This is a genomic window from Cyanobium sp. ATX 6A2 (genome assembly GCF_024346355.1).
GTDB lineage: Bacteria > Cyanobacteriota > Cyanobacteriia > PCC-6307 > Cyanobiaceae > NIES-981.
Genome location: NZ_JAGQCU010000001.1, coordinates 260,131 through 282,767 on the forward strand (window position 1 = coordinate 260,131; position 22,637 = coordinate 282,767).

The 22,637-nt window shown below is 71.4% G+C and carries 23 protein-coding genes; 9 read left to right on the top strand and 14 right to left on the bottom strand.

The annotated features are described in order from the left end of the window. Positions 1–10 precede the first annotated feature (10 nt). Positions 11–907 (top strand): 4-hydroxybenzoate polyprenyltransferase, encoded by an 897-nt coding sequence (locus KBY96_RS01290; protein WP_254977391.1) that lies wholly within the window; start codon positions 11–13, stop codon positions 905–907. Then, the gene (locus KBY96_RS01295; protein WP_254977392.1) at positions 904–1,863 is read left to right on the top strand and encodes an LD-carboxypeptidase; all 960 of its coding nucleotides are present in this window, start codon (positions 904–906) and stop codon (positions 1,861–1,863) included. Before KBY96_RS01290 ends, KBY96_RS01295 begins: the two co-directional genes overlap by 4 nt. A 28-nt stretch (positions 1,864–1,891) precedes the next feature. On the opposite strand, the gene ispD is transcribed toward KBY96_RS01295, so the two are convergent. Next, the gene (gene ispD, locus KBY96_RS01300) at positions 1,892–2,572 is read right to left on the bottom strand and encodes a 2-C-methyl-D-erythritol 4-phosphate cytidylyltransferase (protein WP_254977393.1); all 681 of its coding nucleotides are present in this window, start codon (positions 2,570–2,572) and stop codon (positions 1,892–1,894) included. 71 nt (positions 2,573–2,643) lie between these two features. Here ispD and KBY96_RS01305 point away from each other — a divergent pair, with 71 nt between their 5' ends. Both KBY96_RS01305 and fabG read left to right on the top strand, forming a co-directional pair. Beyond that, entirely contained in the window at positions 2,644–3,477 is an 834-nt protein-coding gene (locus KBY96_RS01305; RefSeq protein ID WP_254977394.1) for a glycosyltransferase family 9 protein, read from the top strand. A gap of 48 nt (positions 3,478–3,525) precedes the next feature. Continuing rightward, the gene (fabG, locus tag KBY96_RS01310) at positions 3,526–4,278 is read left to right on the top strand and encodes a 3-oxoacyl-[acyl-carrier-protein] reductase (protein WP_254977395.1); all 753 of its coding nucleotides are present in this window, start codon (positions 3,526–3,528) and stop codon (positions 4,276–4,278) included. Between the two features lie 18 nt (positions 4,279–4,296). On the opposite strand, the gene KBY96_RS01315 is transcribed toward fabG, so the two are convergent. Then, complete coding sequence (locus KBY96_RS01315) at positions 4,297–4,566, bottom strand: hypothetical protein (protein ID WP_254977663.1); 270 nt, start codon at positions 4,564–4,566, stop codon at positions 4,297–4,299. A gap of 119 nt (positions 4,567–4,685) precedes the next feature. On the opposite strand from KBY96_RS01315, the gene groL reads away from it, so the two are divergent. Further along, a complete protein-coding gene (gene groL, locus KBY96_RS01320) occupies positions 4,686–6,350 on the top strand; it encodes a chaperonin GroEL (protein WP_254977396.1) in 1,665 nt (554 codons plus the stop codon). 10 nt (positions 6,351–6,360) lie between these two features. Here groL and KBY96_RS01325 read toward each other — a convergent pair whose 3' ends face one another. The 5 genes from KBY96_RS01325 to KBY96_RS01345 all read right to left on the bottom strand — a co-directional run bounded on the left by KBY96_RS01325 (position 6,361) and on the right by KBY96_RS01345 (position 11,013). Continuing rightward, complete coding sequence (locus KBY96_RS01325; RefSeq protein ID WP_254977397.1) at positions 6,361–7,041, bottom strand: N-acetylmannosamine-6-phosphate 2-epimerase; 681 nt, start codon at positions 7,039–7,041, stop codon at positions 6,361–6,363. A 12-nt stretch (positions 7,042–7,053) separates the two neighbouring features. Beyond that, entirely contained in the window at positions 7,054–7,908 is an 855-nt protein-coding gene (locus KBY96_RS01330) for an ABC transporter permease (protein WP_254977398.1), read from the bottom strand. 63 nt (positions 7,909–7,971) lie between these two features. Next, positions 7,972–9,018: an ABC transporter ATP-binding protein gene (locus KBY96_RS01335; protein ID WP_254977399.1), complete on the bottom strand. Its 1,047-nt coding sequence runs from the start codon at positions 9,016–9,018 to the stop codon at positions 7,972–7,974. Positions 9,019–9,038: 20 nt separating this feature from the next. Then, positions 9,039–10,046 (bottom strand): heme o synthase, encoded by a 1,008-nt coding sequence (locus KBY96_RS01340; RefSeq protein ID WP_254977400.1) that lies wholly within the window; start codon positions 10,044–10,046, stop codon positions 9,039–9,041. Further along, positions 10,039–11,013, bottom strand: a complete 975-nt coding sequence (locus KBY96_RS01345) for a heme A synthase (RefSeq protein ID WP_254977401.1) — start codon at positions 11,011–11,013, stop codon at positions 10,039–10,041. The genes KBY96_RS01340 and KBY96_RS01345 overlap by 8 nt, the downstream gene beginning before the upstream one ends. Before the next feature lie 208 nt (positions 11,014–11,221). Here KBY96_RS01345 and KBY96_RS01350 point away from each other — a divergent pair, with 208 nt between their 5' ends. After that, positions 11,222–11,623, top strand: a complete 402-nt coding sequence (locus KBY96_RS01350; protein ID WP_254977639.1) for an AbrB family transcriptional regulator — start codon at positions 11,222–11,224, stop codon at positions 11,621–11,623. Positions 11,624–11,654: 31 nt separating this feature from the next. On the opposite strand, the gene KBY96_RS01355 is transcribed toward KBY96_RS01350, so the two are convergent. Continuing rightward, entirely contained in the window at positions 11,655–12,287 is a 633-nt protein-coding gene (locus KBY96_RS01355) for a DUF308 domain-containing protein (protein ID WP_254977402.1), read from the bottom strand. A gap of 26 nt (positions 12,288–12,313) precedes the next feature. Beyond that, entirely contained in the window at positions 12,314–13,018 is a 705-nt protein-coding gene (locus KBY96_RS01360; RefSeq protein WP_254977403.1) for a riboflavin synthase, read from the bottom strand. Between the two features lie 50 nt (positions 13,019–13,068). Between KBY96_RS01360 and KBY96_RS01365 the strand changes: the two genes are divergently transcribed. Beyond that, on the top strand, positions 13,069–13,650 hold the full coding sequence (locus KBY96_RS01365; protein ID WP_254977404.1) for a bifunctional nuclease family protein: 582 nt from the start codon (positions 13,069–13,071) through the stop codon (positions 13,648–13,650). A 58-nt stretch (positions 13,651–13,708) separates the two neighbouring features. Further along, complete coding sequence (locus tag KBY96_RS01370) at positions 13,709–14,785, top strand: aldo/keto reductase (protein ID WP_396122228.1); 1,077 nt, start codon at positions 13,709–13,711, stop codon at positions 14,783–14,785. A 13-nt stretch (positions 14,786–14,798) separates the two neighbouring features. Here the strand turns inward: KBY96_RS01370 and KBY96_RS01375 are convergent, their stop codons facing one another. Genes KBY96_RS01375 through topA form a run of 5 tightly spaced genes read right to left on the bottom strand, consistent with a single transcriptional unit; the run spans position 14,799 to position 20,817 of the window. Then, a complete protein-coding gene (locus tag KBY96_RS01375; RefSeq protein ID WP_254977406.1) occupies positions 14,799–15,854 on the bottom strand; it encodes a twin-arginine translocation pathway signal in 1,056 nt (351 codons plus the stop codon). Next, positions 15,851–16,948, bottom strand: coding sequence for a nicotinate mononucleotide-dependent phosphoribosyltransferase CobT (gene cobT, locus KBY96_RS01380; RefSeq protein WP_254977407.1), 1,098 nt, complete (start codon positions 16,946–16,948; stop codon positions 15,851–15,853). Before cobT ends, KBY96_RS01375 begins: the two co-directional genes overlap by 4 nt. Before the next feature lie 4 nt (positions 16,949–16,952). Beyond that, complete coding sequence (locus tag KBY96_RS01385) at positions 16,953–17,609, bottom strand: DUF2232 domain-containing protein (protein ID WP_254977408.1); 657 nt, start codon at positions 17,607–17,609, stop codon at positions 16,953–16,955. Further along, positions 17,609–18,112 carry a hypothetical protein gene (locus tag KBY96_RS01390; RefSeq protein ID WP_254977409.1) on the bottom strand — a complete coding sequence of 168 codons (504 nt, stop codon included), beginning with the start codon at positions 18,110–18,112 and terminating at the stop codon, positions 17,609–17,611. Before KBY96_RS01390 ends, KBY96_RS01385 begins: the two co-directional genes overlap by 1 nt. Continuing rightward, on the bottom strand, positions 18,112–20,817 hold the full coding sequence (topA, locus tag KBY96_RS01395; RefSeq protein WP_254977410.1) for a type I DNA topoisomerase: 2,706 nt from the start codon (positions 20,815–20,817) through the stop codon (positions 18,112–18,114). The genes KBY96_RS01390 and topA overlap by 1 nt, the downstream gene beginning before the upstream one ends. Before the next feature lie 107 nt (positions 20,818–20,924). Between topA and KBY96_RS01400 the strand changes: the two genes are divergently transcribed. Beyond that, positions 20,925–22,523, top strand: a complete 1,599-nt coding sequence (locus tag KBY96_RS01400) for an NAD(P)H-quinone oxidoreductase subunit N (RefSeq protein WP_254977411.1) — start codon at positions 20,925–20,927, stop codon at positions 22,521–22,523. Positions 22,524–22,637: the final 114 nt, after the last annotated feature.

A 22,637-nucleotide genomic window follows, 5' to 3' on the forward strand; every position in this document is an offset into this window, starting at 1 on the left:
GGAGACAGCCATGGCCGGCTCGGCGAGCGGAGCGCGATGGCGGGCCTGGTTGGAACTGCTGCGCTGGCAGAAACCCAGCGGCCGGCTGATCCTGCTGATCCCCGCCGGCTGGAGTCTCTGGCTGACGCCCTTCGCACCACCACCAGTGCCCCTGGTGGGCTGGATCGTGATCGGTGGCCTGGCGGTGAGTGGGGCAGGCTGCATCGCCAACGATCTCTGGGACCGGCGCATCGATCCCCGGGTGGAACGCACCCGCAGCCGCCCCCTGGCGGCTGGCCGGGTGAGCGTGGCCGAGGCGCTGCTGCTGCTGCTGCTGTGCCTGCTGATCGCCCTGGCGGTGGTGGCGTGGGGGTTGCCGGCGGCCAGCCGCGGCCTCTGCCTGCTGCTGGCCATCGCTGCCCTGCCGCTGGTGCTGCTCTACCCCTCGGCCAAGCGCTGGTTCCCCTACCCGCAACTGGTGCTGGCACTCTGCTGGGGCTTTGCGGTGCTGATTCCCTGGGCCGCCGCCAGCGGCTCGCTGGCGGGGGGCTGGCCGCTCGCCCTCACCTGGCTGGCCACGGTGCTCTGGACCTTCGGCTTCGACACGGTGTACGCCATGGCCGATAGGGAGGATGACCGCAGGATCGGGGTGCGCAGCAGCGCCCTCAGCCTCGGCCACCGGGCGCCGCTGGCGGTGACCCTCTGCTATGCGGCCGCCGGCCTGGCACTGGGACTGGCTGCCGGCCTGCGGGGCCTCAGCCCCCTGGGATGGCTGCTGGGCCTGATCGCGGCCGGGGGGATGGTGCGCGAGGGCTGGTCGCTGCGCCGGCCCGGCCTGGGAGGGGCGGCCTACGGCCGCCACTTCGGCCATCAGGTACGCCTGGGGGGCCTGCTGCTGCTCGCCCTGGTGCTGGGACGGCTGCCATGACCCCAGCCTCGGGTCCGTGGCCGGCGGCCGAGCTGGTGTGGCCGCCACCGCTGCGGGGTGGCGACCGGGTGGCGCCGGTGGCGGCCAGCTCGGCGCTGGTGGATCCCCAGGGGCTGGAGCGGCTCGAGGCCGGCATCGCCCTGCTGGAGAGTTGGGGGCTGGAGGTGCAGCGGCGAGCCGTGCACGAACGCCGCTGGGGCTATCTGGCCGGACGGGATGAGCAGCGGCGCGGCGATCTTCTGGGCGCCGGCCGGAGTGGAGCCGATCTGCTGGCCTGCCTGCGCGGTGGCTGGGGCGCCGCCCGTCTGCTGGAGCGGCCCCTGGTGCTGGCTCCCCGCTGGCTGCTGGGGTTCTCCGATGTCACATCCCTGCTCTGGGCCCAGCTGGCCCAGGGGCATGGCGGCGCCATTCACGGTCCCCTGCTCACCACCGTTGCGGCCGAGCCGCTCTGGAGCCAGGAGCGGCTGCGGGCCCTGCTGTTCGGTGAGCCCCTGCCGGCCCTGTCGGGGCTGGGCTGGGTGGGCGGCGTGGCGGAGGGGCCTCTGCTGGTGGGCAACCTCACCGTGGCCACCCACCTGCTCGGCACCGCCCACCTGCCCGATCTGCGCGGCGCCATCCTGGTGCTCGAGGAGGTGGGCGAAGCGCCCTACCGGATCGACCGCCTGCTCACCCACTGGCGTCTGAGCGGCGCCCTGGGCCAGCTGGCCGGCATTGGCCTGGGCCGCTTCAGCGACTGCGACGACCCTGACGCGGACACGGACCCCGACGCCGACCGGGAAGCCCGTGATGCGGCCCGCTTCACCGCCGAGCAGGTGCTGCGGGAGCGCACCGCGGATCTGGGCATCCCCGTGCTGGCCAACCTGCCGGTGGGCCATGAGCCCGGCAACGCCGCCCTGCCCCTGGGCGCCTGGGCCCGGCTCGATGCCGGGGGCGGTCGCCTCGAGCTGCTGCGCTGAGGCTGGAGCCGGCTTGAGCTGCGGGACTTCAGTGTCGGGAGGCCAGCACCGCCTCGGCCACGGTGAGGTCGAAGGGGGTGGTGAGCTTGATGTTGGAGGGTGGCGCCTCCAACACCTGCACCGTCAGTCCCAGGCGTTCGAACAGGGCCGCGTCATCGGTGACGCTCCAGCCCAGATCGCTGGCGGTGGCGTGGGCCTGGCGCAGCTGCTCCACCGGAAAACCCTGGGGGGTCTGGGCCGCCCACAGCTGGCTGCGGTCGGGTGTGGCGGTGATCCTGCCCTCCCCGTCCACCTGCTTGATCGTGTCGGTGACGGGCGTGGCGGCGATCACCGCCCGGCCCTCGGCCACGGCCACGGCGCAGCGCTCCAGCAGCTCCGGCTCCACCAGGGCACGGGCACCGTCGTGAATCAGCACCCCCCCCGCTTCCGCCGGCAGGGCCGCCAGACCCCTCCTCACCGACTCCTGGCGGCTGGCGCCACCCAGAATCCATCGCACCGGTGGCTTCGGGGCGGCGGCGGCCACGATGGCGGCCACCGCCTCGGCGTCCACGGGCTGGCCGACGATGCCGATCCAGCGGATCGCGGGGCAGGCCAGGGCGGCCTCCAGGGTCCAGGCCAGCACCGGCCGCCCCGCCACCTCCAGAAGCAACTTGTTGCCGCTGGCCCCCATGCGGCGGCCACTGCCGGCGGCGGCGATCAGCAGATGCACAAGCTACTCCGGCCCGTGGGCCCCATCGATCGGCATCCATACAATCAGGCCGCCGTGCCCGTGCCATCGCCATGCGCGCCCTGTTTCTGATCCCGGGCGAGGGCAGTCGTCAGCTCCAGGCCTTCGCGGCGGTGGCCGCGGTGGCCAAGGGGCTCTACGCCCGGGTGCAGGTGGTGTGCCCCCCCGCGGCCGTACCTCTCTGGGCCCTGCACCCCCAGGTGGAGCGCTCCCTGGCCTTCCCCTTCAACAGCACCACCCTGGCCGACTGGGCCAACCTGCTTGGCTCGGTGCGAGAACCCGACTTCCAGCTCTGCATCAACCGCGCCAGCGGCCGCCAGGTGGACCTGATGCTGGCGATGAGCCACATCCCCACCCGGTTGGCGAGCGCGGGGTTCTCGGCCACGGAAACGGTGCAGGAGCCCGCCGATCTCTGGGGGGCCCAGGCCTGGCAAGCCTTCCTGCGGCCGATCGGGGTCGACCTCGACGCCGCCGCCTTCCGCCTGGCCCTGCCGGCGGCCGAGCTGGAGGCCGCCACATCCGAGCTGCCGGCCGGCGATGGTCCGCTGCTGCTGCTGGCCCCCGCCGACGGCGCGGGCGACTGGCCAGCCCCGCGCTGGCAGGAGCTGCCCGAGCGGATCCGCAGCCGGCTGGCGAACCTGCGCACGGTCACCGCCAGTGACGGCTCGATCCGCCGGCAGGCCGCCCGCATCGCCAGCGTCGACGTGGTGCTGGCCAGCGACCCGCTGAGCATCGAGCTGGCATTGCTGCTGGGCATCCCCCTGGTGGCCCTGGGGCGTGGCGAGCAGGAGCTGCCGGCCCGCGAGGGTGTGAAGGGAATCGGCACCCCTGGAGCACTGGAGCAGCTTGATCCGGCCACCGTGCTCACGGCCCTGGGGCTGGGCTGAGCGGCGGGGGGCGGCCATACGATCGCCGCCATGCTCTCTCCAGCGCCCATGGTCACTGCCCACCCCCTCGCCGGCCAGGTCGCCCTGGTGACCGGAGCCAGCCGCGGTATCGGCGCTGCCATCGCCACCGAGCTGGCGGACGCCGGCGCCACCGTGGTGGTGAACTACGCCCGCTCGCCACAGGCCGCTGAGGCGGTGGTTTCGAAGATCACCGCCGCCGGCGGCCAGGCCTGGGCCCATCAGGCCGACGTGGCCGACGAGGAGCAGGTGGAGGCGCTGGTGAAGGCGGTGCTGGAGAAGGAGGGCCGCCTGGATGTGCTGGTGAACAACGCCGGCATCACCCGCGACGGCCTGCTGATGCGCATGAAAAGCGCCGACTGGCAGAGCGTGATCGACCTCAACCTCACCGGCGTGTTCCTGTGCACCCGCGCCGTCAGCCGCGCCATGCTCAGGGCCAGAGGCGGCAGGATCATCAACATCACCTCGGTGGTGGGACTGATGGGCAACCCCGGCCAGGCCAACTACAGCGCCGCCAAGGCGGGGGTGATCGGCCTCACCCGCAGCTGTGCCGCGGAGTTTGCCAGCCGCGGGGTCACCGTGAATGCGGTGGCCCCCGGCTTCATCGACAGCGACATGACCGCCGAGCTCGATAAGGAGCCGATCCTCAGGGCCATTCCCCTGGGGCGCATGGGCCAGCCGGCCGAGGTGGCCGGTGCCGTGCGCTTCCTCGCCGCCGACCCCGCCGCCGCCTACATGACCGGCCAGGTGCTGCAGGTGGATGGCGGCATGGTGATGCGCTGAGCCCCCCGCCAGCGGCGATCAGCTGTTCACCGGCCGGCCCAGCTCCTCACGCAGCTGGCGGATGCGCTGCAGCAGCCGCAGCCGACGGGTGCGGGCGGTGAGGGTGAGAAACAGCCGCAGCGGCACGTAGATCAGGGCCATCACCAACCCCAGGGCGGCGATCAGCACGAACACCATGGCATTGGCGCTGGTGGTGGGATCCAGCACCACGCCAGCGCCGCCATCCCGGCCCGGTTCCAGGGCGGATTCCATGGCCGTCTCCAGAGCGGAGTGCAGCAGATCCTCCATCATCCGGGTGGCGATGCCACAGCAGGCCCGACCCTATCGGGGCCGGGGCGATTCGGCTTTCCCCACCGGTGCGATGGCCCTGACATGGGACGCTGGTGCGACTGCAGATTTTCCCCACGATGGCCAAGTTGGTCAGCTTTTCCGATGAGTCCCGCAGCGCCCTGGAGCGGGGCGTCAATGCCCTGGCCGACGCCGTGCGGGTGACCATCGGCCCCAAGGGCCGCAACGTGGTGCTCGAGAAGTCCTTCGGTGCCCCCGAGATCGTCAACGACGGGGTGACCATCGCCCGGGAGATCGAACTCGAGGATCCCTTCGAGAACATCGGCGCCAAGCTGATCCAGCAGGTGGCCAGCAAAACCAAGGACACCGCCGGCGATGGCACCACCACCGCCACGGTGCTGGCCCAGGCGATGGTCCATGACGGCCTGCGCAACGTGGCCGCAGGTGCCAGTCCGGTGGGTCTGCGCCGCGGCATGGAAAAGGCCGCCGCCCAGGTGGTGCAGGGCATCGCTGAGCGCTCCCAGGCGGTTGCGGGTGACGCCATCCGTCAGGTGGCGACGGTGAGCGCCGGCAACGACGACGAGATCGGCCGGATGATCGCCGAGGCCATGGACAAGGTGAGCGCCGATGGCGTGATCACGGTGGAGGAGTCCAGTTCCCTGGCCACCGAGCTGGAGATCACCGAGGGGATGGCCTTTGATCGGGGCTACATCTCCCCCTACTTCGTCACCGACCAGGAACGGCGCGAGTGCGTGTTCGACAACGCCCTGCTGCTGGTCACCGATCGCAAGATCAGCGCCATCACCGATCTGGTGCCGCTGCTGGAGGCCGTGAGCCAGGCCGGCAAGCCCCTGGTGATCCTCGCCGAGGACGTGGATGGGGAGGCCCTGGCCACCCTGGTGGTGAACAAGAACCGCGGCGTGTTGCAGGTGGCGGCGGTGAAGGCTCCCGGGTTCGGCGATCGCCGCAGGGGCAGCCTTCAGGACATCGCCACCCTCACCGGGGCCACGGTGGTGAGCGAGGACCAGGCCATGACCCTGGAGAAGGTGACGCTGGCCGACCTGGGCAGCGCCCGCCGCATCACCCTCACCAAGGACGACACCACCATCGTCTCCAGCGGCGACCATCAGCAGGCGGTGGCCGATCGGGTGGCGTCGATCAAGCGCGAGCTGGACCGCACCGACTCCGACTACGACCGCGAGAAGCTGCAGGAGCGGATCGCCAAGCTGGCCGGCGGTGTGGCCGTGATCAAGGTGGGCGCCCCCACGGAGACCGAACTCAAGAACCGCAAACTGCGCATCGATGACGCCCTCAACGCCACCCGTGCGGCGGTGGAGGAGGGCATCGTCGCCGGCGGCGGCACCACCCTGCTCGAGCTGGCCGCCGGCCTCGAGAGTCTGGCCGCGTCCTGCCAGGGCGACGAGCGCACCGGTGTGGAGATCGTGCAACGAGCCCTGCAGGCCCCGGTGCGACAGATCGCCGAGAACGCCGGCGCTGACGGTGCCGTGGTGAGTGCCGAGATCCTCCGGCAGGGCAAGGGATTCAATGCCCTCACCGGCTGCTACGAAGACCTGGTGGCCGCTGGTGTCATCGATGCGGCCAAGGTCACCCGGCTCGCCCTTCAGGATGCCGTGTCGATCTCCGCCCTGCTGATCACCACCGAAGCCGTGATCGCCGACAAGCCCGAGCCGCCTGCAGCCGCCGGTGGCGGCGACATGGGCGGAATGGGTGGCATGGGTGGAATGGGTGGCATGGGTGGCATGGGCATGCCCGGAATGATGTGAGCCTCGGCCCTCAGTTGAGGGCCCGTGCGTAGGCGCTCACCTGCAGGTCCACGCCGGTGATCGCCGTGCCCACCACCACGGCATCGGCCCCCAGGAGCAGCGCCCTGGCCGCCTGCTCCGGGCTGGCGATCCCCCCTTCACAGATCAGGGCTGTGCTTTGGGGCAACTGCTGGCGCAGGGGCGCGAGCAGGTCCCAGGCCGGTGGCCGGCTGGAGGTGGTGGCTTCGGTGTAGCCATAGAGGGTGGTACCCACCCATCGGCAACCCAGCCGTGCCGCCTCCAGTCCGTTGGCCACGCTGTCCACGTCGGCCATCAGGGGGGCACCGAGGTGGTGATCTGCCCGCGCGATCAGCTCCTCCAGGCTCACCCCTGAAGGTCGGGGCCGCTCGGTGGCATCCACCGCCACCACATCGGCTCCAGCGGCCCACACGGCCTGGATCTCCTCCCAGCCTGGGGTGATGTACACCGGGCTGCCTGGAGTGGTGCGTTTCCACAGCCCCACGATCAGGGCTTCCGGGCAGCGGCGGCGCACCGCCCCGATGTGCTCCGGACTCTCCAGCCGAACGCCGCTGGCGCCGTTGCGCAGGCTGGCCTCGGCCATGGCGGCGATCACCTCGGGGTCGCGCAGCGGCGATCCCGGCGGAGCCTGCACCGACACGATCAGACCGCTGGGCGGCTGCAGAAGGGCCATGGTGGTGGGGGCTCAGGTGAGCTTGCGATCGAGCAAGGGCCGGATCAGCAGGAACAGCCCCACCGCCAGCGCCGCCAGCACCCCCAGGCAACTGGCGGCGGTGAGCTGGCCGTAGGGGGCGTCGAGCACCACGGCGCTGAGGGAAAACTGCCCGGCATAGGCGGCGCGGATCGGCTCGATGGCGAAGGTGAGCGGATTGAGGGCCGCCAGCCAGCCCAGCCAGGTGGGCATGAAGGAGATCGGCGCCAGGGCGGTGCTGGCGAACAGCAGCGGCAGGTTGGCCACGAAGATCACGGCGATCAGCTCGATATGACCGGGCAGGGCGAAGGCCAGGCCCAGGCTGAGGGCGGTGACGGCGAACACCAGCAGCAGCAGCGTGACCAACACCAGCACCAGCCCACCGCCACCCGGCCAGCCGTAGCCCAGCAGGGCGGCTGTGGCCATGATCGCCAGGCTCTGCACCAGGCTCATCACGGTGATGAACAGCACCGAGGCCAGCACGATCGAGCTGCGCGAGCGCAGGGGAGCCACCAGCAGCCGGTTGAGAAAACCAAACTCACGATCGAACATCACCGGCAGGCCGGCATTGAGGGCGCCGCTGAAGGCCGTGAACACGATCACGCCCGCCCCCAGGAAGCGGCCGTAGCTCATGCCCTCGGGCAGCAGCCCCTCCGGAGCCTTGGCGAACAGGGCCCCGAACAGCACCAGCCAGATGAGCGGCTGCAGCACCCCGGCCACCAGGGTGGAGGGTCGGCGCTGCAACTGCACGAACAGACGCTTGGTGAGGGCCAGGGTTTCCTGGCTGATCTCGGCGAGGGCCGAGGGTTCGGCGGGTTGAGCTTCGAGGCTGGGGTTGGCTGAGGTCATGGGGGGCCGCACTGGCTGAGGGCTGGAGCTGCTGCGTCGGTGGATGGGGGAGTGAAGCCTGGCTCAGCGCATGCTCTGCTTGCGTTCCGCCTTGGGATCGCGCAGGCCGGCCACGGCCAGCTCCGCGTCCATCAGGGTGCGGCCGGTGGCCTGCAGGTACACGTCGTCGAGGCTGGGGCGGCTCTGGGCCAGAGCGAACACGGGCAGCTCGGCCTCGGCCAGTTGCCGGCGCAGCTGTTCCACCACACCGTCGTGCTCCACCACCAGGTTGAGGGAGTAGCCCTGGGAGCGGTTCACCACCACCTGGCGCACGCCATCACAGGCCTGCAGCAGCCGCTGCACCCGGGCCGCTTCCTCGGCATCACTGAACTCCCGTACCCGCAGGGTGACGCGATCGCCCCCCAGGGCCCGCTTGAGGGCCGCAGGCACACCCTCGGCGATCACCCGCCCGCGCTCGATGATCGCCAGCCGGTCGGCCAGGGCATCCACTTCTTCCAGGTAGTGGCTGCTGAGCAGCACGGTAGTGCCGCCATTGCGCAGCTGACGCAGCACCGTCCAGATGGCGGCGCGGCTCTCGATGTCGAGGCCCACGGTGGGCTCATCCAGCACCAAAACCCGGGGCCTGTGCAGCAGGGCGGAGGCCAGATCGAGGCGGCGGCGCATGCCGCCTGAGTAGCCGCCGCAGCGACGATCGATCCACTCGCCCATGCCCAGCAGCTCCACCAGTTCCGTGATGCGGCGGTTGCGCTCACGGCCATCGAGGTGGTGCAGATCCCCCTGCAGCTGGAGCAGTTCGCGGCCGGTGAGGATCTTGTCGATCGCCACCTCCTGGGCCACGTAGCCCAGCAACCGGCGCACGGCGCGGGGTGTGGCGATGGCATCGCAGCCCGCCACCCGCACGCTGCCGGCGTCTGGAGCCAGCAGTGTGCAGAGGATGCGCAGGGTGGTGGTCTTGCCGGAGCCGTTCGGTCCCAGCAGGCCGTAGAGGGTGCCGGAGGGAACGCTGAGGCTGAGACCGTCGAGGGCCTGCACTGCCCCGTCGCCGCGGCCGTAGCTCTTGCGCAGGTCGCGGAGCTCGATCAGCCCGCCGCCAGCAGCACCATCACCCATCTGTGGGGTCGTCCGTGGAATCAAGGGGCCAATGTAGGCAGCCTGGCCGGCAGAGCCGAAGGCGGAAGCTGCAGGGCTTCAGCCAGGGGCAGGCGGGCCAGCAGCAGCAGCAGACAGATGCCGAACAGATAGAGGATCGACCAGCGGAACAGCGCCCGGGCCCTGTCGGCATCGTGGGGGTCCAGCGCCAGGTTGCCGCTCAGCTGCAGCAGGCGGGCGTTGAAGGGCAGCACCAGCAGGCCGTAGAGCAGGCCGCCCCCCGGCAGGGCCAGCACGCCGGCCAGGCTGAGCAGGGCGGTGGCACGGGCATAGCCCTGAATGGCTCGGCCCGTGGTCGCCACCCCCTTGACCACAGGCAGCATGGGGATGCCCACGGCCCGGTAGTCCTCGCGCAGCAGCAGCGCCAGGGCCCAGAAATGGGCAGGAGTCCACACCATCACCAGGGCGAACAGCCACCAGCTCGACCAGCCCAGCTGGCCGCTGGCCGCGGCGGCGCCCACCAGGGGCGGGATGGCACCGGCCACCCCGCCGATGACGATGTTCTGGGGGGTGCGGGGCTTGAGCAGCGCTGTGTAGAGCAGGACATAGCTGCACAGGCCCAGCAGGGCCAGGCTGGCCGCCAGCGGGTTGACCCCGATCACCAGCACCAGCACCGCCGTGACGGTGAGCAGGGCCGCCAGCAGCAGGGCCCAGCGGCGCTCGAGCCGCCCGGAGGGCAGGGCGCGGCGGCTGGTGCGGGCCATGCGGCCATCGAGCTCCTCTTCCCAGAGGCAGTTGAGGATTCCCGCCGCCGCGGCCGAGAAGGTGCCGCCCACCAAGGTGCAGGCGATGGTGGCGGCATCGACGGGATCGGCGCTCACCGCCATCCCGCCCAGGGTGGTGGCAAGCAGCAGGGGGATCAGTCGGGGCTTGGCCACCTCGAGCCAGGCGGGCAGCCGCAGCGAACGCGAGGGGGTGGCACGCGAGGAGGCGGCGGCGCTGGCCTCAGCCGTCGCGATCGCGCTGGACGGGGGGCTGAGGCTAACCATGGGAGAGGTCCGTGCTGGTGATGAGGGCCGGGGCTGGGGCCTGGACTGGACCCTGGGACTGGGAATGGGGGGCGAGGCTGCGGCCGGCCGCCGCTCCAAGCAGGGCCACCAGCAGGGCCGCGATGAGCTGATGGGCCACGGTGACGGCGGGAACAGCGAGCTGGAGGCGCAGGGTGGTCACCCCGAGAGCGACCTGGGCCACCACGAGCAGGGCAGCCACGGCGGCGAAGGCCCGCAGATGTCGCTCAGCGGCCGGCAGGGCCAGGCACGCCGGCACGAGGGCGGCCACGGCCAGGGCGGCGGGGGTGGCGCCCAGGCGATGGCGCAGCAACCACTGGCAGCCCTCGGCCGCCGCCAGGCAGCGCTCCGCCGCCCACTGGCTGGCCAGTGAGCCGCCAAGCAGGCACTGGCCCAGCACCAGCAGCAGGGAGAGCAGGGTGAGAGCCCGCCACCACAGCGGCGTTGCAACGGCATCCTGCCGGCCGCGCTCCAGGGCCTGGTGCACCCCGCTGAGCAGGGCCACCAGCAGCAGGGCCGTGCCCAGGTGAGCGGTGACCAGGCCCGGGGCCAGGAGCTGGGTGACGGTGAGGGCACCGAGGGCTCCCTGCAAGGCCACCAGGAGCAGAGCCGCGGCGGCGCTCCACGGAAGCCAACCCGGCAGCCGGCTGCGGCCCAGCCAGCTGGCGACGCTCAGCACCAGCAGCGCCACGCCCACCACAAAGGCGTCGAGGCGGTGGAACCACTCCAGGAACACCTGCAGGTTCATGCGTCCACCCGGCAGCCACTGGCCGTAGCAGAGGGGCCAGTCGGGGCAGGCCAGACCGGCCTGCATCACCCGGGTGGCCCCGCCGATCACCACCAGCGCCACCAGGGCCACCACCAGGTGGGATGTGAGCAGCTCGAAGCGGGCGGACGGCAGTGCCGCTGGCGCCGGTTGCTGGCGTGGGGGATGCGGGCTGATGGACATGGCACCCCGACGGTGGGGTCAAGGTAGCCAGAGGGTCTGGAGCGGTTGGAGGGAGGTGGGCGCCCATCTTGATATCGCCACATGACGCCTGAAGCCCGGGAGCCTGGCTTCAGGTTGCCGATGTTCACAGGCGTTGGGCACAATTCAGCCAGGCATGTGGATTCGGATCAGCGCCATGGCGACAGCAGGCGAGCCCGGTCCGGGAGAGATGCTGGAGGGCAAGGCCCTGCTGGAGCGGGCACGGGCCCTGAGCAACCGGCCCGAAGATCAGATCGCCAGGGCCTGTGGCTACGTGGGCCCCAGTGGACGGCTGCTGCGCAAGAGTTTCTACCGGGCCTTGGTGCTGGCCAAGGGCTACGCCCTGCCCGCCGGTGCCGGCGCCCCCGCAAGCACAGGTGGCACCCGCGGCCGCCAGGCAGAGTTCCGCACCCGCGTGCATGGCAACGGCAATCTGCTGATCGGCAACGCTTACACCCGTCTGCTGGGCCTGGAGCCTGGCGAGGAATTCCGCATCGATCTGCATCCGGACACCGGCGCCATCTGGCTCACGCGGCTGGGGGGCGACGGGGGCGACGACGACAGCAGCGCATCTGAGCAGCCAGCCGGCTGATGCAGAGCCCGGCCCCGGGGGCCGGGAGCACTCAGAGCGGATCGGCGCCGTCCGTGCCTGCTGCGACACGCCCGGCAGTGGCAGTGCCGTTGTCGTCGTCGTGGAAGCTGGCGCTGAAGGTGAGCAGGTCGATACCGCTGAACAGAAAGCTCACCCCCACCAGGATTCCGATCACCCCCAGCAACGCCGGCTTGTCCATCGTCAGGATCACCACCCCCAGCACCAGGGTCACCAGGCCGTTGACCAGCCCCCAGCCCCAACCCCGGATGCGGCGGTGGGAGAGGGACACACCGATCGCCACCCCACCTTCCACCAGGAACACCAGGCCGATCGCCAGGGCCAGGGTGGCCACCGAGGCGGCGGCGGCGGCCAGGCCGGAACCCAGCTGCTGAATCATGGTGAAGCCAGCCACCAGAAACAGGGTGGAGACCACCAGCCGCCAGAAGGTGAGCCAGCGGTTGAGCACGCGGGCCCGCATCAGGTTGTCGATCCAACCGACGATGCCGCCCACCAGAAAAACCACAGCCACCACCGCCGTGGCCCACACGGAGGCCAGCACCGGAAACAGCAGTGCCAGCACCCCCAGCACCAGCATCAACACGCCCTCGAACAGGGTGAAGGCCCGCAGCTGACCGCCCAGGCGCAGACGGGTGGCAGAGGTCATCGCTTGGCTGCTCGGCTGGTCTGAAGCTAAGCGCCCCAGCCATGGTCGGCCAGCCAGGCGCGGTCGAGATCCGGCACGCCAGCCCCCGCCTCAGCAGCGCCCACCCCACCGCCCCCCGCCACCCTGGCCAGCCGGGCCTGCAGCAGGCTCTCGGCGTATTTGGCCATCAGGTCGGCTTCCAGATTCACCATGGCCCCGGGCCGCAGCCACTGCAGGGTGGTGCCGGTCCAGGTGTGGGGAATCACGGCGATCCAGAAGTGGGCGCCGCCATCGCTGCTGCCGGCCACGGTGAGGCTGACCCCGTCCACCGCCACGCTGGCCTTGTCGCACACGTAGCGGCCGTAGGCGGGGTCCTGCCAGCGGATGTCCACATGCCAGGAGCCGGGACGCACCTCGATCGCCTGCACCCGTCCGAGGCCATCCACGTGACCACTCACCAGATGACCGCCGAGCCGGTCGGCCAGGCGCAGGGCCGGCTCCAGATTCACGCCGGCGCGGCGATCGGCCTTGCCCGCCAGGGTGCTGCGGGCCAGGGTCTCCTCGCTCACGTCAGCCCGGAAACCGTCGGCAAGCCGCTCGGCCACCGTCAGACATACCCCGTCCACCGCCACGCTCTCGCCCAGCTCCAGCTGCCCCGGTTGCCAGTGGCCGGACGTCGACGGCCAGCGCAGCCGCACTCCGCCGCCGGCCCGCTCGATCACCCCCGTGGCCCGCACCAGTCCGGTGAACATCCTTGAAACCCGCCCAGCTGGTCATAATCGGTCAGAGGGGGATCCAGGTCATGGTGGAAATGAGTGTCGCCGGCATCGCCCTGGATGCGGCCAGCCGCAGCCCGATCGTGCTGCTGCGGGACCCCTCGGGTCGGCGCCAGGTGCCGATCTGGATCGATCAGGCCCAGGCCCAGAACATCCTGGCCGGCGTGGCCGATGCGCCGCCGCCCAGGCCCCTCAGTCACGACCTGATGGTGTCGCTGCTCAGGGCCGGAGAGCTGCAGCTCGAGCGGGTGATCATCCACGCCATCGAGGACAACACCTTCCGGGCCGTGCTCAAACTGAGCCGGCTCGACGGCGGCGAGGGCGCCGAGGAGCTGCTGGAGGTGGACGCGCGGCCCAGTGACGCCATCGCCCTGGCGGTGCGCACCGGCAGCGACATCTGGATGCTCGAGGAGGTGGTGGCCGATGCCTCGATCCCCGTGGATGCCGAGGCTGATGCCGAAGACAGCCACGAGTTCCGCCGCTTCCTCGACTCGGTCAGCCCCGCCGAGCTGGTGCGCCACCTCAGCAAGGCCCAGCCCGAGCCGGATGCCGGCGGCGACGACTCCGGTGAGGCCAGCGATGACACCTCAGACACCAGTCCGGTCTGAGGCCACCCAGCGGCCCTTCGGCAACGGTCGCAGCGTTTCGCTGTTCACCCTCGGCACCATGCGGGCCCTGGCCGGCCCGGAGCAGATGGCGGTGGTGCTGCGGGCCGCCCTGGCCGCCGGCATCAACCACCTGGAAACAGCTCCGGCCTACGGACCGGCGGAGACGTTCCTGGGTCAGGGTCTGGCCAGCCTCGCCGCTGAGGGCCTGGGGCCCCACGGTGGCTGGCGGATCACCAGCAAGCTGCTGCCGCTGGGCGATCTCGAGGCCGGCCGCCGCCAGCTCACCGCGATCCTGAGCCGGCTGGGCATCCCCCGCCTCGACAGCCTGGCCATTCACGGCCTCAACCGCCCCGAGCACCTGGAGTGGGCCAGCCACGGAGCCGGCGCCGAACTGCTGGCCTGGGCCCTCGGCGAGGGGCTGGTGGGGCAGGTGGGGTTCTCCAGCCACGGCGGCAACGACCTGATCGAGGCCGCCCTGGCCACGGGCCGTTTCAGCTTCTGCAGCCTGCATCTGCACCTGTTCGACCAGACCCGCCTGCCCCTGGCCCGCAGCGCCCTGGCCGCGGGCATCGGTGTGCTCGCCATCTCCCCGGCCGACAAGGGCGGCCGGCTCTACGACCCGCCGCCCGAACTGCTGGCCGACTGCGACCCGTTCCACCCCCTGGAGCTGGCCTATCGCTTTCTGCTCGATCAGGGGATCTCCACCCTCAGCCTGGGGGCGGAACAGCCCCAGGATCTGGCCTGGGCCGCCGCCCTCGCCGGGCCCGCGGCAACCTGGCTCAGCCCCGCCCACCGGGCCGCCCTCGAGCGCCTGGCGGCGGCCGGCCGGGAGCGCCTCGGCCCGGAGCGCTGCGGCCAGTGCCGCGCCTGCCTGCCCTGTCCCAGTTCCGTGCCGATCCCGGAGCTGCTGCGGCTGCGCAACCTGGCCGTCGGCCACGGCATGGGCGTCTTCGCCGGCGAGCGTTACAACCTGATCGGCCGCGCCGGCCACTGGTGGGAGCAGAGCAACGCCGAGGCCTGCCGGCACTGCGGCGACTGCCTGCCCCGCTGCCCTCACCAGCTGCCCATCCCCGAGCTGCTGGCCGACACCCATCGGCGGCTGGCGGCCGCGCCACGGCGGCGGCTCTGGGGCTGAGGCGCGGCCGGGCTCAGCTGGCGGGGGCAGCGGCGTCCCACACGGTCTGCATGGCCAGCCGTTCGGCCACCGTCAGGGGCGCCAGGCTCCAGCAGCGCTCAAGTACGGCGTCGGGCGGCAGCAACAGGCTGGCGATGGGCTCGGGGAAGCGGGTCACCAGCGGCGCCAGCAGAGGCCGTGGCAGCGGCGGCACCCAGCCGCCCAGCAGCAGGTTGTTCAGCAGGGGTGGCTCCAGCGCCTCGGCCATCCAGGGCTTGATCGGCGGCGCCTCAGACCGGCCAACCGGCTCAGCCGCCGCCGGCCGCAGCAGCAGCTGCCAGCTCAGCGGCGCGCCGCCGGGTGGCAGCACCACCGCCAGCCGCGGGTCGCGGCGCAGCAGTGGGATCAGGGGCCGCAGGGGCACCACCGCCGCCTCCGCCCCGCCGGCCAGCAGCAGGTTGAGGGCGTTGCGGTCGTCATAGGCCAGGGGCTGACGGCGCAGCGCCTGGATGCGCTCGAAATCACGGCCCATCAACTCCACGCAGACCCGCGGGCTGGAAGGCAGCACCAGCTTGCCCCGCAGGCTGGGATCGAGCAGCAGATCCCAGCCCTCCGCGGCACGCTCGGCCAGGGCCGGCCGTGAGCGCAGCGCCAGCACCCAGGGGCTGAAGGACCAGGGAAAGGCGACGGCGGGCTGGCCTTCCGCGGCGAACAGCCGGGCGGCGGGCTGGGCCCAGTCGGTGAGCGCGGCCAGCAGCTCAGGGGCCTCCAGGGGGCGCCAGCTCTGGGGTGGCAGGGCCGTGGCCCAGCCATCAGCCAGCGCCACCAGAGCCGGTGCTGGCGGCTCCCCGCCATCCGCCTCCAGCCGGGCGCTGATCGCCATGGGCTCTGGCAGGGCCTGGGCCCGCCAGCCGCGCGGCAGCTGCCGCAGCCAGCCGGCGGGCAGGGCGCCGGTGCCGTGCAGCAGCTCGGCACCGGCGCTCTCACGGCTGCAGCCGCCGAGGGCGGCCGGCAGGGCCAGCAGCCCGGCGGTGCCCAACCCGAGCCGCAGCAACTGGCGGCGGCACAGGAGGGGGGCGGAGCTGCTCATGGCCCCGACCCTAGAAGCCGGCTGCAGGCCCGATCGCAGAGCCGGGCGAGGTCGCCGGGCTCACGGCCACAGGCCTGCCACAGCCAGGCCAGGCCGCCCGCCCCCACCCCCTCCTTCACATAGCCCCGCTCGTAGTCGCGCAGGGCGCTGCTGCGGCAGGTGTGGAAGCGCAGAGCGGCCACCTCCAGGCGCGGGTTCACCTGCCAGCGCTCGCCGATCAGCTCCAGCAGCCGCTCCAGATCACTGCCGCTCTCCTCAGCCACCCAGGCGGTGGTCGCCAGCGTCACCCGCTCGGCCAGCGCCGGACGGCGGCTGTTCGGCGTCAGGGCCAGGGCCAGGGCCAGCACCGCGGCCATCTGGCTGCCGCCGGCCAGCAGCACAGGCACCCCCCGCTCGGCCGCCGCCGGGATCAGCCCCGCCGCCAGGGCCTGCATCGGATCGCCCAGGGCCGCCAGCACCGCCTGGGGCGAGACCGTGGTGGGCTCCAGGCCGGCGGCCGCCAGCCCCCGGGACACCAGGGCGGCCTTGAGGTCATGGGCGCTGTAGCGCAGGCTGCCGCTCACCAGCCCGTCGGCGGCCAGCCCCAGCCCGCGCAGCACCGCCAGGGCCGTGCTGGTGCCCCCCGGCACGCACTCGGCCAGCACCAGGGGCTGGCGGGGATCGAGCCGCTGCCCCCAGCTGCGTCCCCGCCGCAGCAGGGCTTCCACCCGGGCCGGCGGAAGCGCCTTGCCACCGCTCAGGCAGGCCGCCGCTCCGCGGCCCTCGCCGGCGGGCAGCCGCAGATGGGGCACCCCCGGCGCCACCGCGCAGCCCAGATCCACCACCGTGAGCCGCGGCAGCAGCCCCAGCTCGGCCAGCACCACGTGACTGATCAGGGCAGGGCTCACCCCCGCCGGCAGGGGCGGCAGGGCATGCACCGGCGCGCGGGCCGGCCCCCACACCAGCAGCTCGGCATCGGCGGCGGCGGTGGTCCGCCGGGCCTGGGGGGTGGAACCCGCCGCGGAGATGCCGGGCACGGCGGCCGTGGCGGTGGCGGCCAGCAGCAGCAGCACTCGGCTGCGGGGCCAGGCCGCCGCGTCCGCAGAGGGCAGCATCAGCTCAGAGGGGATCCACCGCCACCAGGGCCCGCAGGGCAGGCGGCGGCTCACTGATCGGTGCCTGCAGTCGCGGGAAGATCCAGTAGGCCACGGCGTGCAGGGTGAGCACAATCACCACGTTCTGCACCCACACCAGCAGCACTGCAGCCACCTGGACCTGCTCGAGCTGCACGGCGGCGGCCAGCCCCACCAGTCCCGCCAGACGCTCCACCAGCCCCGCGGCGGCCGTGGTGATCACCACCCAGAGGTTTTCGCCCACCAGCACGGAGAGCACCGCCACCCGCACCAGGAAGCCAGCGGCCCCGATCACGCTGCCCAGGCCCCAGCTCAGCCACCAGCTGCAGCGCCGCCGCCAGCACCAGCCCAGCCACAGGGCCAGCAGCCCATAGGGGAACACCACCAGGGGGCCACGGATGGGTCCCATCAGGGCCACCAGCAACAGGGTGGTCACCACCAGCCCCTCCCTCGCGCAGCGCCAGCCGTGGCGCAGCTGCAGCAGGGTGAGCGGCAGGGGCAGGGCCAGCCGGAACAGGGGGCTGCCCACCGGCAGGTAGTAGAGCGCCACCCAGAGCAGGGCGGTGGCCGCGGCCAGGTAGGCCGTGTCCATCAGCTGACGGGCCTGGCGGGGGCTGAGGTGACCGCCGGGGGGAGAGGCCATCAGCGGGTGGCGGGGGCGGGCGCTGGAGCGGGCGCTGGCGTCGTGGCCGGCTGTGGCGGCGCTGAGGCCTCGGGGATGCGCTCGATCACCTCCACCTCAAACACGAGTCCGGCGGCCCGCAGGGCCTGAGTCACGGCCTCCGCCGGGGCGGCCGGGTCGGCCCCGCTGAGCCGAAGGGTGAGGCGATACGGCGCGGGGGCTGCGCTGGGTGCAGGAACGGCGGCGGGCGCTGGAGTGGCGGGGGCGGGCTGCGGTGCGCCAGGTGCTGGTGACGCACCGGCCGCCGCCGGATCGGGGCCCAGCGGCGCTGGGGCGGCCGACTCCGGGCCGGCGCCGGGGACTGGGGACTGCTCGCCTGGAGCCTGGCCATCGGGGAAGCTGTCGCTGAGCTGCTCGCCCAGGGGGGTGCCACTGCAGCCCGCCAGCAGCAGGGCCAGGGGCAGAATCAGCCCCAGGGGCCGGCGGCGGCGGGGGACAGTCCTTGGGCACCGCGGGCGCTCCATCAGCTGTCGGCAGCGCGGATCACCCGCACGGCACTGGCGCGCAGGCGGCCACTCTTAGTGGTGGCGGGCGGTTTCTTGGCGGCCGGCTTCTTGGCGCCGCTCGTCCTGGGGCTGCCCGCCTTGCTGCTGCCCTTCTTGCCGCTGGACTTCTTGGCGGCCAGGAGCTCCACCGCCTGCTCCAGGCTGATCGTGTCGGCGGTGGTGCCCTCCGGCAGGGAGGCATTCACCTTTCCCTGTTTCACGTAGAGGCCGTAGGGGCCATCAAACAGCTGGATCGCCTCTTCACCGCCCTCTGGGATGCCCAGGTCCTTGAGGGCGGTGCGGCCACCGCGGCCGCGTTTGGGCATGGCCAGCAATTCCAGGGCGCGGCTAAGGCCCACCTCCAGCACGTCGTCCTCAGCCTTGAGGGAGCGGTAGTCCTTCTCACCCTTGCCTTTGTCGTGCACCACATAGGGTCCGAAGCGACCCAGGCCCGCCTGCACCTTGCCCCCGTCGGGATGCTCCCCGAGCAGACGCGGCAGGCGCAGCAGGCCGAGGGCGTCCTCGAGGCTGAGCTCCTCCGGCTTCCCACCCTTGGGCAGCGAGGCGCGCTTGGGCTTGGGGTTCTCGTCGCTCACCTGGCCCCGCTGCACGTAGGGGCCGTACTGGCCAAAGAGCAGATACACCAGCTCGCCGGTTTCGGGATCCTCCCCGAGCGCCTCAGGTCCCTCCGCTTTTTGCCGCAGGATCAGTTCGGCCTTGGCCGCATCCAGATCAGCCGGGGTGATCTCCTGGGGCAGGGTGGCCTTGACCAGTTCCTCGCTGCCATCGTCGGCCACCCGCTTGGTTTCCAGGTAGGCGCCGAAACGGCCGATACGCACCACGCAGGGCAGGCCCTCGAGGGCCACCGTGCGTGAGGCGCCCGGGTCGATGTCGCTCTCGCGCTGGGCCACCTGGGTTTCCAGGCCCTTGTCTCCCTTGTAGAAGCTCTCCAGGTAGGGCAGCCATTGCACCTGGCCGTGGGAGATTTCATCGAGGGTGTTCTCCATCCGGGCCGTGAAGCCGGGATCCACTAGATCGGGGAAGTGCTCCTCCAGCAGGGCCGTCACCGCAAAGGCGGTGAAGCTGGGCGTCAGGGCATTGTTGGCAAGCGTGGCGTAGCCGCGGTCCACGATCGTGCCGATGATCGAGGCGTAGGTGGAGGGGCGGCCGATGCCCTCCTTCTCCAGGGTCTTGACCAGGGCCGCTTCGCTGTAGCGAGCCGGCGGCTGGGTCTGGTGGCCCAGCGCCTCCACGCCCTTGCAGGCCGGGGTGTCACCCTGGTTGAGAGCCGGCAGCAGCACCTCCTGGCCCTCCAGGGCGGCGTCGGGATCGTCACTGCCTTCCACGTAGGCGCGGAAGAAGCCGGGGAAGTCGATGCGCTTGCCGCTGGCCCGGAACCCGGCCCGGCCGAGAGTGCCAGCGTCCACGTCCAGGTCAACGCTCAGCATCGTGAGCCTGGCGTCAGCCATCTGGGAGGCCACGGTGCGCTTCCAGATCAGCTCATAGAGGGCCAGGTCGCGGCCATCGAGGCCGGCGGCCGCCGGGTCGCGGAAGCTCTCGCCCGCCGGGCGGATGGCCTCATGGGCCTCCTGGGCGTTGCGGGCCTTGGTGGTGAACTGGCGCGGGCTGGGGCTGAGGTAGGTGCTGCCGTACTTCTGCTCCACGCAGCTGCGAGCGGCGCTGATCGCCTGCTCGCTCAGGTGCACCGAATCGGTGCGCATGTAGGTGATGAAGCCGCGCTCGTACAGCCCCTGGGCGGTGCGCATGGTTTCGCGGGCCGAGAGGCGCAGCTTGCGGTTGGCCTCCTGCTGCAGGGTGCTGGTGGTGAAGGGAGCCACCGGCCTGCGGGTGGTGGGCTTCTCCTCCACCGCCGCCACCCGCCAGGGGGCCTGCTCCACGGCCTGCTGCAGCTGCCTTGCCTCAGCCTCGGCCAGCAGCCTCACTTTGCTGCCGGCCTTGAGGGCGCCGGTGGTCTCGTCGAAGTCGCTGCCCCCGGCGATCTTCACCCCATCCAGGTGGCTGAGCTTGGCCTCGAAGCCACCGCCGCCCTGCTCCAGCCGGGCCTTGAGGTCCCAGTAGCTGCCGCTGCGAAAGGCGCGCCGGGCCCGCTCGCGCTGCACCAGCAGCCGCACCGCCACCGATTGCACCCGACCGGCCGAGAGGCCCCAGGCCACCTTCTTCCACAGCAGGGGCGAGAGGGTGTAGCCCACCAGGCGATCGAGGATGCGCCGGGTTTCCTGGGCATGCACCAGTTCCATGTCGAGGTCGCGGGTGTCCTCGAGGGCCCGGCTGATCGCCTCCTTGGTGATCTCGTGGAACACCATCCGCTTCACCGGAACCTTGGGGTTGAGCAGCTGCAGCAGATGCCAGCTGATCGACTCGCCCTCCCGGTCTTCGTCGGTGGCCAGCAGCAGCTGGTCGGCATCCCGGAGGGCGTCCTTGAGTTCCTTCACCACCTTTTTCTTGTCCTTCGGCACCACGTAGAGGGGCTCGAAGGCGCTGGCGGTATTCACCCCCAGGTTGGCCCACTTCTCGCCCTTGTGGGCGGCTGGGATCTCGCTGGCGTTATTGGGCAGGTCGCGCACATGCCCCATGGAGGCCTCCACCCTGAAGTCCCCGGGCAGGAACTTGCGGATGGTTCGGGCCTTGGTGGGGCTCTCGACGATGACCAGGGTGTGACCCACAGACAGGTGGACGACCGCCTCCCTCTTTATCGCACCGACGGCCCAGGGCGACGAGGCCAACACGGTTACAGTCGGCCCCAACAAACCCAGGCCCCACAGCCACTGTGATGTTTCTGCCCGGCGTGGCGGTGCCCGCCCGTTTCGTCGCCGCCATTCCCGTCGGCGCCATTGACGCCAGCGAGGCCATCGGCAGCGGTGCCGGCATCCCAGGCCTGGCCCTTCAGCTGAACGCCGCAGCGATCGCCCCGGAGGCGGCGGTGCTGCTGGCCCTGCTGGCCTGCCTGCTGGTCGACCTGGCGGGCGAGCAGGCCGCCAGCCGCTGGGTGCCCCCGCTTAGCTATGCCGGCCTCGGCGCCGCCCTGCTGCTGCTCGCGCTGCAGTGGAACACGGCCGACCTGCAGCCCTCCTTTCTGGGCAGTTTTCTGGCCGACAACCTGGCCATCGCCTTCCGGTCCGTGGTGGCCGCCTCCACCCTGATCACCCTGATGCTGAGCTGGCGCTATGTGGAGCGCAGCGGCACGCCGGTTGGCGAATACGCCGCCATTCTCCTGGCCGCCACCCTGGGGGCCATGGTCCTGTGCGGTGCCACCGATCTGGTCACCATCTTCGTGTCTCTGGAAACCCTCTCGGTCGCCAGTTATCTGCTCGCGGGCTACATGAAGCGCGACGCCCGCAGCTCTGAAGCGGCCCTCAAATATCTGCTTGTGGGTTCGGCCGCGGCGGCGGTGTTCCTCTACGGCGCCTCCCTGCTGTATGGACTCACCGGTGGCTCCACCAGCCTGGACGCCGTGGCCCTGGCCCTGGAGACCAGCGCCAGCCCGATCGCCGCCCTGGCCCTGGTGTTCGTGCTGGCCACGGTGGCGTTCAAGATCGCGGCCGTGCCCTTCCACCAGTGGACGCCCGACGTCTATGAGGGCTCGCCCACGCCAGTGGTGGCCTTTCTGTCCGTGGGCTCCAAGGCCGCTGGCTTCGCCCTCGCCCTGCGCATCCTGGTGGGCTGCTTCGGCAGTTTCGACACCCAATGGAAGCTGCTGTTCACCGTGCTGGCGGTGCTGAGCATGGTGCTCGGCAACGTGGTGGCCCTGGCCCAGACCTCGATGAAGCGGATGCTGGCCTACAGCTCGATCGGCCAGGCCGGCTTCGTGATGATCGGGCTGGTGTGCGGCACCGAGGAAGGCTTCGCGGCCATGGTGCTCTACATGGCCGCCTATCTGTTCATGAATCTGGGCGCCTTTGCCTGCATCATCCTGTTCTCGCTGCGCACCGGCAGCGACCGCATCGCCGACTATGCCGGCCTGTATCAGAAGGATCCTCTGATCACCCTTGGCCTCAGCCTCTGCCTGCTGTCCCTGGGGGGAATCCCGCCGATGCTCGGCTTCTTCGCCAAGATCTACCTGTTCTTCGCCGGCTGGGCCGACGGCCAGTACCTGCTGGTGGTGGTGGGTCTGCTCACCTCGGTGGTGTCGATCTACTACTACATCTCGGTGATCAAGATGATGGTGGTGAAGGAGCCCCAGGAGGCCTCCGATGTGGTGAAGGCCTACCCGGAGATCAACTGGTCGCTGCCTGGGCTGCCTTCCCTGCGCGCCGCCCTGGTGGGCTGCGTGATCGTCACGGCAGTTGGCGGGATCCTTTCCAGCCCACTGTTCACCTGGGCCAGCCAGAGTGTGGCTGGAACCCCGATCCTGCAGGGCACCCTTGGCTGACTCGCGGCTCTCTGAATCCCGCCTGAGGGGTTCAGATTCAACTGGTTCGGATTCGGCTGGTTCAGGTTCTACTGGTTCAGGGACGAACGGTTCACGCCCATCTGAGGCGCGGCG